Genomic DNA, 13,582 nt, shown 5'->3' with positions numbered 1-13,582 from the left:
TTAGCACACGGGCTGGGGGCTCCGCTGGGGTTCGCGGAAAGATCGCCGGGCGGGTGCCGGGGCTGGCTACGGTCCGCTTCGTGCCGGTGGAATTTCTGACTGATGAGCAGGCCGAGGCGTACGGGGAGTTCGCCGAGGAGCCGACCTGCCCTGAGCTGGAGCGGTTCTTCTTCCTGGACGACGTCGACCGGGATCTGATCGCGCTGCGGCGCTCGACGCACCACCAGCTCGGCTTCGCGCTCCAGATGTGCACGGTGCGCTACATCGGCCGGTTCCTCCCGGACGACCCGCTCGACGCACCGTGGCCGGTGGTCGAGCACCTGGCCGCGCAGCTCGGCATCGAGGACCCGTCGGTGGTGAAGCGGTACACCGAGCGGCCGAAGACGGCGTACGAGCACGCGTGGGAGATCCGGGACGCCTACGAGTACCACGAGTATGAGGACCCGGAGTGGTCGCGGCGGTTCCGTACGTTCCTGCACGGGCGGGCGTGGACGCACGCTGAGGGGCCGAAGGCGCTGTTCGACCACGCGGTGGGCTGGCTGCGCCGCAACCGCGTGCTGCTGCCGGGGGTGAGCGTGCTGGCCCGGCAGGTGTCGGAGGTCCGCAAGGTCGCGGACCAGCGGCTGCACGCCACCGTTGCGGGAGCCGCCCGCCGCGCGGATGCGGCGTTGCCCGGGGACCTGGTGGCGACGCTGAGGACGCCGGAGGGCTCGCGGTTCTCGGAGCTGGAGCGGCTGCGCCGGCCGCCGACGCGGACGACGGGCACGGCGTTCGCCCGCGCGCTGGAGCGGGTGGACGAGATCGGCGCCTTCCAGCTCGGGCGGCTGAAGCTGTCGCAGATCCCGCCGAACCGGATGGCGTCGCTGGCCCGGTACGCGCTGGGATCGAAGGCGGCGTTGCTGGAGCGGGCGGCGGAGCCGAAGCGTACGGCGATGCTCACCGCGGTGATGCGGCATCTGGCGGCGAAGGCGATCGACGAGGCGCTGGATCTGTTCCAGGTCCTCATGGCCACCCGCCTGCTGAGCACGGCGAAGCGGAAGACGGAGAAGGAGCGCCTGTCCACGCTCCCTCAGCTGGAGAAGGCGTCGCGGACCCTCGCGCGGGCGGCGAAGGTGTTGTTCGAGGAGCTGGAGCTGGTCGAGGAGCACGGCACGGATGTGGACGTGGCCGCGCTGTGGGCGGCGCTGGAGGAAGTCGCCCCGCGCGCCGCCGTGATGACCGCCGCGGCCACGGTGGTCGCGCTGGTGCCCGAGGACGAGGGCTCGGCCGAGGTCGCGATGCGGGCCGCGCTCGCGACCCGGTACGCCACGGTGCGCCCGTTCCTGTCGCTGCTGGGCGAGTCGAAGGCGCTGGAGGCGGCGAGCGCGGGCAAGCGGGTCCTCGCCGGGGTCCGCAGCCTGCCGGCGCTGGCGCGGCGGAAGACGGGCGTCAAGCCGCTGCTGCCGCGCGAGGTGGACGACAAGCTGGTGCCTCCGGCGTGGCGCAAGGCGGTGTACGCCAGCCCCGACCTGCCGCAGGGCGCGGTGGACCGGGATGCGTACGTGGTGTGCGTGCTGGAGCAGCTGCACCGGGGCCTGAACAACCGCGACGTGTTTGCCTCGCCCTCGCACCGCTGGTCCAACCCGCGGGCCCGCCTGCTGGAGGGTCCCGAGTGGGAGGCGGTGTGCGAGGACGTCCTGGCGGCCCTGAGCCTGGACATGCCCGTCGAGGAGCATCTGGCGGAGCTGGTGCGGGGCCTGGACGCCGGGTGGAAGCAGCTCGCCGAGCGCCTTGAGGAGGCGGGGCCGGCGGCGAAGGTCTCCGTCGAGGTGGCTGGCGACGGGCGGGTGAAGCTGCACGTCGACAAGCTCGGCGCGCTCGGCGAGCCGAAGTCGTTGACCTGGCTGCGCAAGCGGGTCGAGAAGATGCTCCCGAAGATCGACCTGCCGGACCTGCTGTTCGAGGTGAACGCCTGGACCGGGTTCCTGGACGCCTTCGTGCACCTGGGGGACGGCACCACCCGGATGAAGGACCTGTCCACCTCGGTGGTCGCGCTGCTGGTGTCCGAGGCGTGCAACATCGGCCTGGCTCCGGTGGTGAACCCCGGCCACGAGGCCCTGACGCGGGCCCGGCTCGTGCACGTCGACCAGTACTACCTGCGCGCCGAGACCATCGCCGCGGCGAATGCGCGGCTCATCGAGGCCCAGGCCGCCGTGCCCATCGTGAAGTTCTGGGGCAACGGCCTGCTCGCCTCGGTGGACGGACTGCGGTTCGTCGTGCCCGTGCGCACGATCAGCGCGGCGCCGTCGCCGAAGTACTTCGGGTTCAAGCGCGGCATCACCTGGCTCAACGCCGTCAACGACCAGGTCGCGGGCATCGGGCAGATGGTCGTCCCCGGCACCCCGCGCGACTCCCTGCACATCTTGGACGCGCTGCTGAACCTGGACGGCGGGGTGAAGCCGGAGATGGTCGCGACCGACAACGCTTCCTACTCCGACATGGTGTTCGGCCTGTTCAAGATCCTCGGCTACAACTTCTCACCCCGGTTCCGCGACCTGGACGACCAGCGGTTCTGGCGGGCCACAATGCCCGGCGTCGAGACCGGCGCGTACGGTGCGGTGGAGGACCTGGCCCGCAACCGCGTGAACCTGAACAAGGTGATCACGCACTGGCCGGACATGCTGAAGGTCGCCGGTTCCCTGGTCACCAACCAGGTCCGCGCCTACGACCTGCTGCGGATGTTCGGGCGCGAGGGGCGCCCCACTCCGCTGGGGACGGCGTTCGCGGAGTACGGGCGGATCGCGAAGACCGAGCACCTGCTGCGGGTGGTCGACCCGGTGGACGACACCTACCGCCGTCAGATGAACCGGCAGCTCACCGTGCAGGAGTCTCGTCACAAGCTGGCGAGGGACGTGTGCCACGGCAAGCGCGGCACCATCCACCAGGCGTACCGGGACGGGATGGAGGACCAGCTCGGCGCGCTCGGCCTGGTCCTCAACGCCATCGTGCTCTGGACGACGAAGTACATCGACGCCGCCGTCGCCCAGCTCCAGGCCGAGGGCCATGAGATCCGGGAGGAGGACATCGCTCGGCTCTCCCCGCTCAAGCACCGCAACCTGAACCTGCTCGGCCGCTACAGCTTCACCGCCAGCGTCCCGGCCGCCGGCGCCCTGCGTCCGCTGCGCGACCCGGACACGCGGGAGCTGGATGAGGACGACGAAACGTGAACCGGAGGATGCAAGCGGCCGACCAGAGTGAGAGTCCGTCCCGCGGTGAGGGCGTGTCCTACAGGTGCGGGTAGTCGGTGTAGCCGTGGTGGTCACCGCCGTAGAAGGTGGCGGGGTCCGGTGTGTTGTAGGGGCCTTGGGCGGCCAGGCGGGCGGGCAGGTCGGGGTTGGCGAGGAACAGTGCTCCGAAGGCGATCATGTCTGCGGTTCCGTCATGGATGAGGGTGAGTGCGTCCGGGCCGGTGGGCTGTGGGTGGGTGAGCGGGTTGAGGATGAACGTCGAGGGCCAGAGCTTGCGCAGGCGTGTGGTCAGTTCCCGGTCGGCTCCTTCGATCATGTGCAGGTAGGCCAGGTTCAGCTCGCCGAGCCGGGTGACCAGCGTGGTGTAGGTGCTCTCCGCGTCCACCGCGTCGTGCTCGGCGATGTCGTTGTAGGGGTTTGAGGGCGAGATGCGGAAGCCGGTGCGGTGGCCGCCGATCGCCTTTGCGACGGCTGCAGTCACCTCCAGAGCGAAGCGGATCCGGCCTGCCACATCACCGCCCCAGCCGTCTGCGCGCTGGTTAGTGTTGGGGGCGAGGAACTGGTGGATGAGATAGCCGTTCGCGCCGTGGATCTCGACCCCGTCGAAGCCCGCGGCGATCGCGTTGTGTGCTGCGTCGGCGAAGTCGGCGATGGTGCGGGCGATGCCGTCGGCGTCCAGTTCCTGCGGGGTGACGAAGTCCACCGGTCCCTGGTGGGTGAATACCTGGCCCTTCGCGGCGACGGGTGAGGGCGCGACGGGGTGCAGACCGGCGGGGAGGAGACTGGGATGGCCGATGCGGCCGGTGTGCATCAGCTGCGCGAAGATCACCCCACCCTTGGCGTGGACGGCGTCGGTGACCTTGCGCCAGGCACTGACCTGCTCCAGCGAGTGCAGGCCCGGTGTGTCGGGGTAACCCTGGCCGACCGGAGAGGGCTGTATGCCTTCGGTGACGATGAGGCCGGCGCTCGCTCGCTGGCTGTAATAGGTCGCCATCAGGTCGGTCGCGGTGGCGCCCGGCCCGTTGGCCCGGCTGCGGGTCATCGGCGCCATCACGATGCGGTTGGCCAGCGACCGGCCGGCCACATCCACCGGGGCGAATACGTTCGTCATGAGAATCTCCCTGCTGTCACAAAAAATGGAAGAGAACGGGGGCATCTGCTGCGTCGCCGACCTGCGAGGCATCACTGCGCGCGGGTCCGGGCACGGGGCTGCGCCCGCGTAGCGCCGACGGGACCGCAGAGGCCCCACGTGCGTGTTCGTGCGTTCCCGCCGCGCTGATACGCCGATCACGGGCGGAGTTGAAGCATGTCCTCAGGACACGGATGGTGCCGGCAAGTCAGCCGGCTCTCCGTGCCCGCTTACTCGCAAGGTGGCTGTCGGCTGTGGTCCCTGACCGACTCCTCGATGATGCGCGCGCATGTGGTGAACGCCTGGATCTGGTCGGGGGTCAGGTCGCGCACGGAAACCTGTTCCAGAGTCCGCCACATGTCGGCGATGGGCTCTTGGAGAGCACGCCCGGCGTCGGTGAGGTGGACCACCATGACCCGCCGGTCGTGGGAGGCGGGCTCCCGGGTGAGCAGCCCGGCCTCCTGCATACGGCGCAGGGACTTGGAAACGGTGGAGTGGTCAAGACCGGCCCGCTCCAGCAGTTCCGCCTGGGTCCGGCCATCGTGGTCGAAGAGCTGCATCAGCAGCAGCTCCTGCCCCGGGTGCAGGTTCATGGCGCGCAGCATGCCGGCGGCCTGGGCGCGGTGGGTGCGGGCGAGCTGGAAGATGGCGTAGCTCAACGGCCCCGCTCCCGCCGTGTTCGGAAGCTCCGATGAGGTGGGGTCTGACATGGTTCTCCCTCATCACACAGCACGTGGGCTGGCGGACTAGTTGACGGTGAGGACGATCTTGCCGCGGTTGTGGCCGGCGTCGCTGGCCTGCTGGGCCTTGGCCGCTTCGGCGAGGGGGTAGGCGGCGCTGATCGTGGTGACCAGGGTGCCGTCGGCGGCCTGCTGGGCCAGCTCGGCGAGGCGAGCGGCGGAACGGCGCTGGGGCCCCTCGGCGAAGACGACGCCGAGCTCAGCGGCGCGGAAGTCGGCGGTGGTGACGATCCGGTCCGTGCCGCCGCGCAGAGTGATGGAGTCCTCCAGCGCACCCTTGCCGGCGGCGTCGAAGACAGCGTCCACCCCTTCGGGGGCAAGCGCACGGACACGCTCGACCAGGTTGTCGCCGTAGACCAGTGCGGTGGCGCCGAGGGAGGTGACGTACTCCTGGTTGACCGGGCCCGCGGTGCCGATAACGCGGGCGCCGCGTGCGACGGCCAGTTGGACGGCGATGGTGCCCAGCGCCCCGGACGCGCCGTGGATCAGCAGCGTCTCACCGGAGGTGACACCGAGCAGGTCCAGGACGCGCTCGGCGCCGTCACTCGCCACGGGCAGGGCGGCGGCGTGCGTCCAGTCCAGACCGGCGGGCTTGGGCGCGAGGACGGCCGCGGAAGCCAGGGCGTACTGGGCGTAGGAGCCGGTGTCGGACCAGCCGAGGACTTCGTCCCCGGCCTTGAGGTGATCGACGCCCTCGCCGACGGCGTCGACCACTCCGGCGATCTCGCCGCCGGGCACGGCGGGGAGGGTGGTGGGGAAGATGGCCTCCATACCGCCGGAGCGGATCTTGCCGTCCACCGGGTTGACGCCGACAGCCAGGACGCGCACACGGACCTGGCCGGGGCCGGGCTGGGGAGTGTCGATCTTCGCCTCGTGCAGCACCTCGGTGCCGCCGAACGTGTCAAAAACGATGGCCTTCATGACTGCTCTCCTTGAAGTGGGATGCCGCACCGACCAACTTCCGTGGCCAGCCACATAAATGTAGCACCGATTATGTGGCTGGCCAAGTAATCGTTTGAGGAACTCCCAGAGGCGAGCCTGCCTGTCGTCAAACGATCGTTTGCCGACGGGCGCCCGAGGCGTCCAATGAACCCGTGCAATCCGGGGGTTCGGGGCGGCGCGAATCCAATCAGATCCGATGGTGATTGCTGACAGGGTTTGACGACAGATAGGGTCCGCTCCTCCGTACGGAAGGGGCCCCCAGTGGCGAACCTGGTCTACAAGCGGGTCTCGACCGACCAGCAGTCCACCGCCCGGCAGAACCTCGTCCTGGACGAGGCCGGGATCGAGGACCCGGTCGCCTTCGAGGAGGACCCGGGCACATCCAGCCGCCTCCACCCGCTCCAGCGGCCGAAGTTCCGCGAGCTGCTCACCTACGCGCGGCCGGGCGACACCGTGCACATCTCCGAGATGTTCCGCCTCGTACGCGGCACCGGACACATCCTCGACGTGCTCGACGTCCTGCACCGCTACCAGGTGGCGCTGCGCATCCACGACGGCGCGTTCTCCGCGATGGACCTCACCGCCCGCCACCCGCGCACCGGCGAGCTGCTGTCCACCGTGAAGTTCATGGTGCAGACCCTCGCCGCCGCTGGCGAACTTCAGCGCGACCTCCAGCGCGAGCTGACCTACGACGGACTGCGCGCCGCCGAAGCCAAGGGGAGCAAGGGCGGGCGCCGCCCCGCCGTGACGGCCGCGAAGACCGCCGACGTGCGCGCCGCGTACCTGGAAGGCCGCTCCATCGCCGCTCTCGCCCGCGACCACGGCGTCAGCCGCGGCGCGATCCGTACGGCCGTCGCCGACCTCATGCCCGACCACGCCGCCATCGAGGAGGACGTCCCGGCGCCGGAGCTGCCGATCACCCTCGACATGCCGGGCAAGGTCGCCGACTTCCTCCGCGCCGCCGAGCTGGACGACGTCGAGCGGGCCGCGCTCGACCAGGGCGTGACCGTACGACGTGGCCAGGGCTATACCCTGCGCGTCACCACCGTCCCCGCCGTGCACCTCGGACTCCTCGCCCACTGCCAGCCCCTCGACGGCGGCCGCGGAGTCCCCGCGGTCCCAGCGCAGCGCAAGGCCCGCCGCGAGTACGAGAACCGCGTCAGCGCGCTCACACCGGCCGGGCCATGATCGTTCTCAGCGCCAACGGCTGTACCGATGTTCCCCGAGGTCGGGGTCCACCCCGACGTCACCAGCACCCGCGTGCCCCACATCCGGGAGAACGGGAAGCGTGTCCGGCGAGATCAGCTCGACGTGCCCGCCGCCTTCGGCGAGGGGATGCTGTGCCTGATCGACCGCAACGGCAGCTACCCGTCCGCGTGTTCGGCCGTTCCCCTGGCCCCGAACAAGCTGCTGCACACCGGGCCCCTTCAGTCGTTCGACAAGGCCGGCGCCGGTATCTACCTCATCGACATCCCCAAGTGGAACCGCACGGACATGCCGCACCCGCTGGGACGGATCATCGAGCGGCCCGGCGAGCAGGGCCACGTGTGGGTCACCACCCCGCACATCAAGCAGCTCGAGAAACTCGTCCGCGAAGGCCACCTCACCGCGATGCCGGCCATCCACGACTCCTGGACCGGAAAGGCCAACGAGTCCCTCTTCAAGCCCTTCTACACCGCCGCCCGGCAAGCACGTACCGAGCTCGTCCAGGCCGGCGGCGCCCCCTACAAGGCGTACAAAACCCGGCTGTCCATCGCCCTGCGCCTGCTGTGGCCCAAGCGCAAGGAACAGAAATCCCCCTTCTGGCGGCCGGACTGGCGCATGAGCATGGTCGCCGAGGCGTCCGTCCGCCACTGGACCGTCGCCTTCAAAGCAGTCCAGGAAGGCCACAAGCTCATCGCCCTGCGCAACGTCGACGCGGCCGTCTTCTGGACACCCGCCAACACACCGCCCGCCACGTACCGGATCGGGACCGGGTTCGGCGAAGTCAAGGCCAAGTTCATCCAGCCTGGCCAGATCATCCCCGAGGGTGACGACTGATGGCCGGCCCCACCGGCCACGGAGGATCCCTGGGCGCCGCCCTCAACGACCTCCTGCGCTCCCAGGTCACACCCCGCCACCGGCTGTCCTCGTACAACGCCAAGCACTGGCACGCCCAGCTCAGCCAGCTCACCGGAACCCACCGCGGCCACCAGGCCCTGGAAGAAGCCGGCCTGGACGTGACCGTCAAAACCCTTCTCAACTGGCTGTCCGACCCCGAGTACCACGTCCGCCGCAGCTACCGCGACCTCATCCACACCGCCTACGAGAACGTCGCCATCGTCCCCGCCGACCCGATCCCCGACCACGTCAAGAACGGCGATTTCGAGATCAGCGGCTGGGTCACCACCGGCAGCGACCGGCGCCAGCGCGGAACACGCTATGCCGCGCCCCTGCGGATCGACGGTCGAAGTGGCGACTGGAACGAGATCGAGGAACTCTGGTTGGCCGGCGAACTCACCGACGACGCGTTCGAGGACCACTTCATCGACGACGTCATCGTCGAGGACATCGGCGAAGGCACCGACGGATGGACGTTCGACGGAGGCTCATACTCCGTCGAACTCAGGTAACACACCAGTAGGGAACCCGCGTATGAACAGCCGGAACGGCCCGCGTTACCGCTGATCATCGTGCACAAAGAGGCAGCCGCGAGCGCCCGGCTTCGTGGGGCCGATCTCCTTGAAGCCGCAGGCGTAAGCCCGGCGGAGGCACTGCGCCTCATCGCGGTGATCGAGGCCGGGGCCGTGGAAGGCGCCCATGTCGAAGCACAGCCTGCGGTCAACGGCCACGATCGCGGCTGCTCCAGGACTCCGGGACGACATGTTGCAGTTGCTTCAGGGGCTGTGACCGGATGCTTGTTTTCTGGCGCTTCCGGCACTAACCCGCAAGGGCAAGGAGTGTTGTACCGGCCCCGACGTCCGCGTCGGACGGGGGCCATCCCCGCCGAGACGGGGAGCAGCCCATGGCGACGGGCTCCTTGCGCCCGCGGTCGGGACCACTCCGCGGGTGCGCGGAGCGGACAGCAGGCCCGGTTCGCGAACAGGACCATCAACCTGTCGCACACCCATTCGTCTCCCCGCCGTCGAGTCCTCACGTCATTCCCTTCAGCACTCAGGGCGCCAATTTTCGACGAGGAAGTGGACCGCGACTCCCCAAGACCTCTCCCTCCCGCTGAGCGGAAGGCCACCGACTGCTACGCGGCCGCCGCCACTCACCTGACAGCAGGCGGCGATGGGGGGAGCAAGTACGACAAGATCAAGCGGCTCGGCCAGGAAGGCGCCGTCGGCGCCCGGCTGCCGACCAGCCGTGAGGACGGACGCACCGCAGTGCGCCTGTGCCGACCGTACGCTCACCTCTCCCGGCCCGGCTCCATTGCGACGGTCAGACCTTGCAGAAGCCGAGGCCCTTGAGAGCCTCGTTGATCTGTTTGCCTTGGGCTTCAGTGGTCGTGACGTCCTTGTAGGTGAAGCGCTGCGCGGCGGCCCAGTCGAGTTTCCCGCCGCCGCCGTTGATGGCGCTGCACTGGTTGCGGGAGGCGTCGATCGCCTTGTCCTCGTACTTGACGATGCCCGGGTTGGCCGCGGCCAGCGCTCGGAGCAGTTGGGCGCGCTTGGCGCCCGTCGGCTTGGGCGGGATGCCGGCCGCCTTCTCGGCGGCGCTCCAGTCGGCGCTGGGCTTGGCGCTCTTGTCGGTGTGCTGTTTGCTGCTCGCCGCGGCCTTGGGTTTGGCGCTGGTGGCAGCCTTGGGCTTGTCGTCGCTGGAGTCGCTGCCGTCCAGCGCATCGACGATGCCGCCGACGACGGTCATCAGGCAGAGCACGCCGAAGATCTTCTTGTTGCGGCTGCGGCGGCGCTGTTCCTGCTCAGCGGTGAGCTGTCTACGCATTGTCCCCCCTGGGATGTTGTGCTGGAGGGACATCATGCGGCATGTGTGGACCTCGTGAAGACGCGGGTCCCGGCGACATGGTGAAGCCCCGGCTGGGGCCGTCGCGACGGCCTCACCCGAGTTGTGTCGCATTGCGGCGCAGGGCCTGTTCCTGTCGGCTGACGCAGCCCAGTTCCTGCAGCACGTCGCGCACTGCCTGGGTGCCGAAGTGGTCGCGGCGTTTGGGCGGGCGGAAACCCTCGGCGTTCAGGATCTTCGCGATGGCAGGGGCGAAGTACCCGGCCGCGGCGAGTTCACGGGCAAGCGCGGTTACGTCTTCCTCGGCAGCGTCACAGTCGCCGCCATCGTCATCTGGCTACGCACCCGCTGGCCCAAGAAGACCCACTCACCCCATCAACTCCGCCAGTAGGGCGGGGTCGCCCACCAACGGCGCAAGCAGACTCTCCACATAGCTACGGCGAGTCGCCGGTTCCATGGCTGTGACGGCTTCAGCGTGGTCCCGCAGGTGCCGTCGGACCCTGTCCAGGACATCCTCGTGCCCTCGCGCGTCCCGCCAAGACTCCCATCTCGCGGCCTGCTGGGGTTCAGCCCGCATCAACGCTTCAAGGATCGCGTGCTGCGCGGCCTCGAGATGAGGGCTGCCGAAGAAGACGTCGTTTGGGACCGTCGAACTTCCGGTTCATCACCATGCGATGCAGGGCCTTCAAATGCCACAACGAGCTGAAAGTCACCGAGACGGAATCATCTGTCACACCAAGATCATGACGCACTAGGCTCAAGGCAGATCCCGCAGGGACGTTACGTGATCGGCCGGACAGGTCCTAGCAACCGATACCGCCTCGGCCCCCGCGGCACCTGCGACTGGACCAACTTCCAGCACCACGCCCGCAAGGGACTCGCCGACCACGGGGAGGACGGTGACCTCGCCCAAACAGCCCGGCCAGTCAACGCGCTGGCCGGGCCGTTCGTTGCCCGCAGACCGCCGGGCCTACTTGTAGAAGACGGCCACGCCTCCGTGATGCGAGCAGGCGCCCTGGTGGTGGGCGGCGTACGAGTAGCTGCCGTCATTGCAAAGAGCGGTAGCACCGTTCCCGGCACTGCTGGAACCACCCGACGAGCTTGAGTCGCCGCCCCCTGACGACCCGCTCGACGAACCGCCGCTGCTCCCCGAACCTGCGGCGGCGGCTTTCGCGGTGACGGTCACCTTCACATCGACCGTCTTCGTCGCGGTGACGGTCGGCCCAGGCTCAGGTTTGGCGGTCTCCGTAGCCGTGGCCGTCGCGGTGACCGTGGCCGTCGGCCGCACCTTGTCGGCCGTCGGCTTCGCATCGGTCCCATTGTTCTGTCCGCTCGCGCCGGCGCCGATGCCGAGGAAGAAGGCGAGACCGATCGTCGGCAGCACGTACCGCTTCCGCGCCCACCTCGGGGCCGATCTGACGGGCGGCTGCGGCGGCATCGTGTACTGGTTAGTCATGTGTCCCCCCAGGGAGCGTTGGAGGGAGACCGTAGCGCCAGTTGTGCATCTCGTGTGCAGACTTCGTGCAGCAGGCACCCATTCGTGACGTCTTCCGAGAGGAGTCGGACCGGCCATGGGGCCCCGGCCCGGTGCCGACCGCAGCTCGTCGAACGGATCGAAGCCGAGGTGCCCGATCACCTGCGCCCGCCGCGCCGCGCTCGGCTTCCATTCCAGGGCTTGGGATACGACAGCCCCAGGGCTGGGGGCAAGTGACATATCCGCTAATGATCACTAGGGCGCGTATTGAGTCGTGATCAATCTGTCGATTTCTCCCTCGTGGCGAGACCTGGAGCGGTAGATCTTCTTCTGTGACGCGAGTGCAACTGACAGACGCGGAGTGGGAGTTCATCGGGCCGTACCTGCCGATCGGCAGGTACGGCCCGTACCCCGAGCGGCTACGGCAGCAGTTCGAGGGCGTGATCTGGCGGTTCAAGACCGACGGGCAGTGGCGGGAGATGCCGCAGGAGTTCGGTGCCTGGCCGACCATCCACAACCGCTTCCGGCAGTGGCGTGACGCTGGGGTCTTCGAGGCCCTGCTGGAGGGGCTGATCGGGGAGGCCGCGAAGCGGGGTGAGATAGACATGTCTCTGGTCAGCATCGACTCCACCACCGCGCGCGCTCACCACGACGCTGCCGGGATGCACCTGGGCGAGGACGTCATCACCGCGCTGGAGAGGGCTGCCAGCGAGGAGGAGAAGACCGGGTCGAAGGGGGCAGCCTAGAAGAACAAAACGGGCAGGATGCCGAAGCGGATCCCGCGCGGGAAGAGTGACGACGTATCCGGCGCCGACGCAAACTCCGGCTGAAGGCCGCCCTCCTCGGACGCTCCAGAGGCGGGCAGACCAGCAAGGTCCACCTTGCTGCCGACCGGAAGTGCCGCCCGCTGGCGATCATCCTGACCGCGGGACAGGCTGCGGACAGCCCGCAGTTCATCCCCGTGCTCAAGAAAGTACGGGTCCCCGGGCCCGTCGGCCGCCCCCGCACCCGACCGGATGCGGTCGCCGGGGACAAGGCGTATTCGTCCCGCGGGAACCGGGCCCACCTGCGGAAACGCCACATCAAGGCGGTCATCCCGGAGAAGAGAGACCAGGCCGCCAACCGGAAGAAGAAGGGCTCCAGGGGCGGCCGGCCCGTCAGCCACGACGCAGACCTCTACAAGGAGAGGAACACCGTTGAGCGCTTGATCAACAAGCTCAAGGCCTGGCGAGGCATCGCCACCCGATACGACAAGACCCCGGACAGCTACCTCGCCGGACTCCACTTACGTGCCTCGATGATCTGGATCAAAGACCTCACCCGGACCACCCAATGATCACGACTCAATACGCGCCCTAGGCGGGTCACGGACATCGACGCCTGGGCCGACTGGAACACGGACGTCGACCAGGCCGAGCTCGACGGCCCGCTGCTGCCAAGGCGCGCGCAAGATCCGCTGGTTCTCCATCGAGCGCTGGCCGGGATGGTCTGGCGGGCCGTGCCCGGCGCGCCGTCGCCAGCTCCGAAACGGCCTTTCGGGGGGTGCTGGCCAGAGCTGGGCGAGTTATGTCGGCCCGCGGCGAGGAAGCCGTTCTCCAGACGGTCGTGACTCACGGGTGGCGCCGTTGGCGGGGACGAAGACGGCGCTTTGACCGTAGCCGGACGCGCTCAGCTTTCGGGGATCACGGCGCCACGGGTCGAGCAGAGTCTGGCCGGCGCAGTGGTGGGCCATACGGCCATGAAACTCACCGGGATCAAGACGGTCACGATCTGTCCCTGGGCCGTGCGTGAGGGAGTCCTCCTGCGCTACATCGAGAACGGACCCGCCCGGTGGACGGCCATCGCGGAACGCGGCGGTGAGCCCGTTACGACGGGACGACTGCAGATCGTGACACCGCCCCCGACCTCGGCGTGAAGTTGATGAAGGATCCGCAAGCCCGTTTGAGCACGTGACGGCCGGGAACCCGGCTCGTGGCCCAGTGGCCAGGGGAATGTGAGTGGCGTGGCCTCGGGCGGCCAGGGCCGGGGGGGGGGGGGGGCGGGGGGGGGGGCCCCGCGCTTATTGCGGGGCCGCGGCGCCCCCGCCCGCCCGCCCGCCGCCACACCCGCCAAGACGCATCCCGCG

The 13,582-nt window shown here is 69.1% G+C and carries 10 protein-coding genes and 2 pseudogenes; 7 read left to right on the top strand and 5 right to left on the bottom strand.

The features are described 5' to 3' along the window. The first annotated feature begins 80 nt into the window (after window positions 1-80). A complete protein-coding gene (locus ACIBK0_RS47240) occupies window positions 81-3,206 on the top strand; it encodes a Tn3 family transposase (protein ID WP_399095235.1) in 3,126 nt (1,041 codons plus the stop codon). A gap of 58 nt (window positions 3,207-3,264) precedes the next feature. Here ACIBK0_RS47240 and ACIBK0_RS47235 read toward each other — a convergent pair whose 3' ends face one another. From ACIBK0_RS47235 to ACIBK0_RS47225, 3 genes are all read right to left on the bottom strand, one after another. Then, on the bottom strand, window positions 3,265-4,338 hold the full coding sequence (locus ACIBK0_RS47235; protein WP_399095232.1) for an alkene reductase: 1,074 nt from the start codon (window positions 4,336-4,338) through the stop codon (window positions 3,265-3,267). Between the two features lie 248 nt (window positions 4,339-4,586). Continuing rightward, window positions 4,587-5,066, bottom strand: coding sequence for a MarR family winged helix-turn-helix transcriptional regulator (locus tag ACIBK0_RS47230; protein WP_399095229.1), 480 nt, complete (start codon window positions 5,064-5,066; stop codon window positions 4,587-4,589). A 36-nt stretch (window positions 5,067-5,102) separates the two neighbouring features. Further along, a complete protein-coding gene (locus ACIBK0_RS47225; protein ID WP_356011282.1) occupies window positions 5,103-6,017 on the bottom strand; it encodes an NADP-dependent oxidoreductase in 915 nt (304 codons plus the stop codon). 282 nt (window positions 6,018-6,299) lie between these two features. Between ACIBK0_RS47225 and ACIBK0_RS47220 the strand changes: the two genes are divergently transcribed. The 3 genes from ACIBK0_RS47220 to ACIBK0_RS47210 are packed head-to-tail and all read left to right on the top strand — an operon-like array spanning window position 6,300 to window position 8,650. Further along, a complete protein-coding gene (locus ACIBK0_RS47220) occupies window positions 6,300-7,226 on the top strand; it encodes a recombinase family protein (RefSeq protein WP_399095226.1) in 927 nt (308 codons plus the stop codon). A gap of 27 nt (window positions 7,227-7,253) precedes the next feature. Beyond that, complete coding sequence (locus ACIBK0_RS47215; protein WP_399095223.1) at window positions 7,254-8,078, top strand: hypothetical protein; 825 nt, start codon at window positions 7,254-7,256, stop codon at window positions 8,076-8,078. Continuing rightward, the gene (locus ACIBK0_RS47210) at window positions 8,078-8,650 is read left to right on the top strand and encodes a hypothetical protein (protein ID WP_399095221.1); all 573 of its coding nucleotides are present in this window, start codon (window positions 8,078-8,080) and stop codon (window positions 8,648-8,650) included. Before ACIBK0_RS47215 ends, ACIBK0_RS47210 begins: the two co-directional genes overlap by 1 nt. 811 nt (window positions 8,651-9,461) lie before the next feature. Here the strand turns inward: ACIBK0_RS47210 and ACIBK0_RS47205 are convergent. Continuing rightward, entirely contained in the window at window positions 9,462-9,965 is a 504-nt protein-coding gene (locus ACIBK0_RS47205) for a hypothetical protein (protein ID WP_399095218.1), read from the bottom strand. Window positions 9,966-10,086: 121 nt separating this feature from the next. On the opposite strand from ACIBK0_RS47205, the gene ACIBK0_RS47200 reads away from it, so the two are divergent. Then, a complete protein-coding gene (locus ACIBK0_RS47200) occupies window positions 10,087-10,374 on the top strand; it encodes a hypothetical protein (protein ID WP_399095215.1) in 288 nt (95 codons plus the stop codon). A gap of 579 nt (window positions 10,375-10,953) precedes the next feature. Here ACIBK0_RS47200 and ACIBK0_RS47195 read toward each other — a convergent pair. Then, window positions 10,954-11,439: a DUF3761 domain-containing protein gene (locus tag ACIBK0_RS47195; RefSeq protein ID WP_399095212.1), complete on the bottom strand. Its 486-nt coding sequence runs from the start codon at window positions 11,437-11,439 to the stop codon at window positions 10,954-10,956. 350 nt (window positions 11,440-11,789) lie between these two features. Here ACIBK0_RS47195 and ACIBK0_RS47190 point away from each other — a divergent pair. Together ACIBK0_RS47190 and ACIBK0_RS47185 are read left to right on the top strand one after the other, a co-directional pair. After that, window positions 11,790-12,793: pseudogene (locus tag ACIBK0_RS47190) on the top strand (IS5 family transposase). Between the two features lie 279 nt (window positions 12,794-13,072). Then, window positions 13,073-13,372: pseudogene (locus ACIBK0_RS47185) on the top strand (Ppx/GppA family phosphatase); the annotation flags it as partial. Between the last annotated feature and the right edge of the window lie 210 nt (window positions 13,373-13,582).

It is taken from the genome of Streptomyces sp. NPDC050564 (assembly GCF_044457265.1).
Lineage (GTDB): Bacteria > Actinomycetota > Actinomycetes > Streptomycetales > Streptomycetaceae > Streptomyces.
Note: the sequence above shows the minus strand (reverse complement) of the source record. Positions and strands in the feature narration are given on the sequence as shown.

Coding starts and splice junctions, on each gene's coding strand:
- ACIBK0_RS47225 (WP_356011282.1), bottom strand. CDS start 6,017: ATGAAGGCCATCGTTTTTGACACGTTCGGCGGCACCGAGGTGCTGCAC.
- ACIBK0_RS47230 (WP_399095229.1), bottom strand. CDS start 5,066: ATGTCAGACCCCACCTCATCGGAGCTTCCGAACACGGCGGGAGCGGGG.
- ACIBK0_RS47210 (WP_399095221.1), top strand. CDS start 8,078: ATGGCCGGCCCCACCGGCCACGGAGGATCCCTGGGCGCCGCCCTCAAC.
- ACIBK0_RS47205 (WP_399095218.1), bottom strand. CDS start 9,965: ATGCGTAGACAGCTCACCGCTGAGCAGGAACAGCGCCGCCGCAGCCGC.
- ACIBK0_RS47195 (WP_399095212.1), bottom strand. CDS start 11,439: ATGACTAACCAGTACACGATGCCGCCGCAGCCGCCCGTCAGATCGGCC.
- ACIBK0_RS47215 (WP_399095223.1), top strand. CDS start 7,254: ATGTTCCCCGAGGTCGGGGTCCACCCCGACGTCACCAGCACCCGCGTG.
- ACIBK0_RS47235 (WP_399095232.1), bottom strand. CDS start 4,338: ATGACGAACGTATTCGCCCCGGTGGATGTGGCCGGCCGGTCGCTGGCC.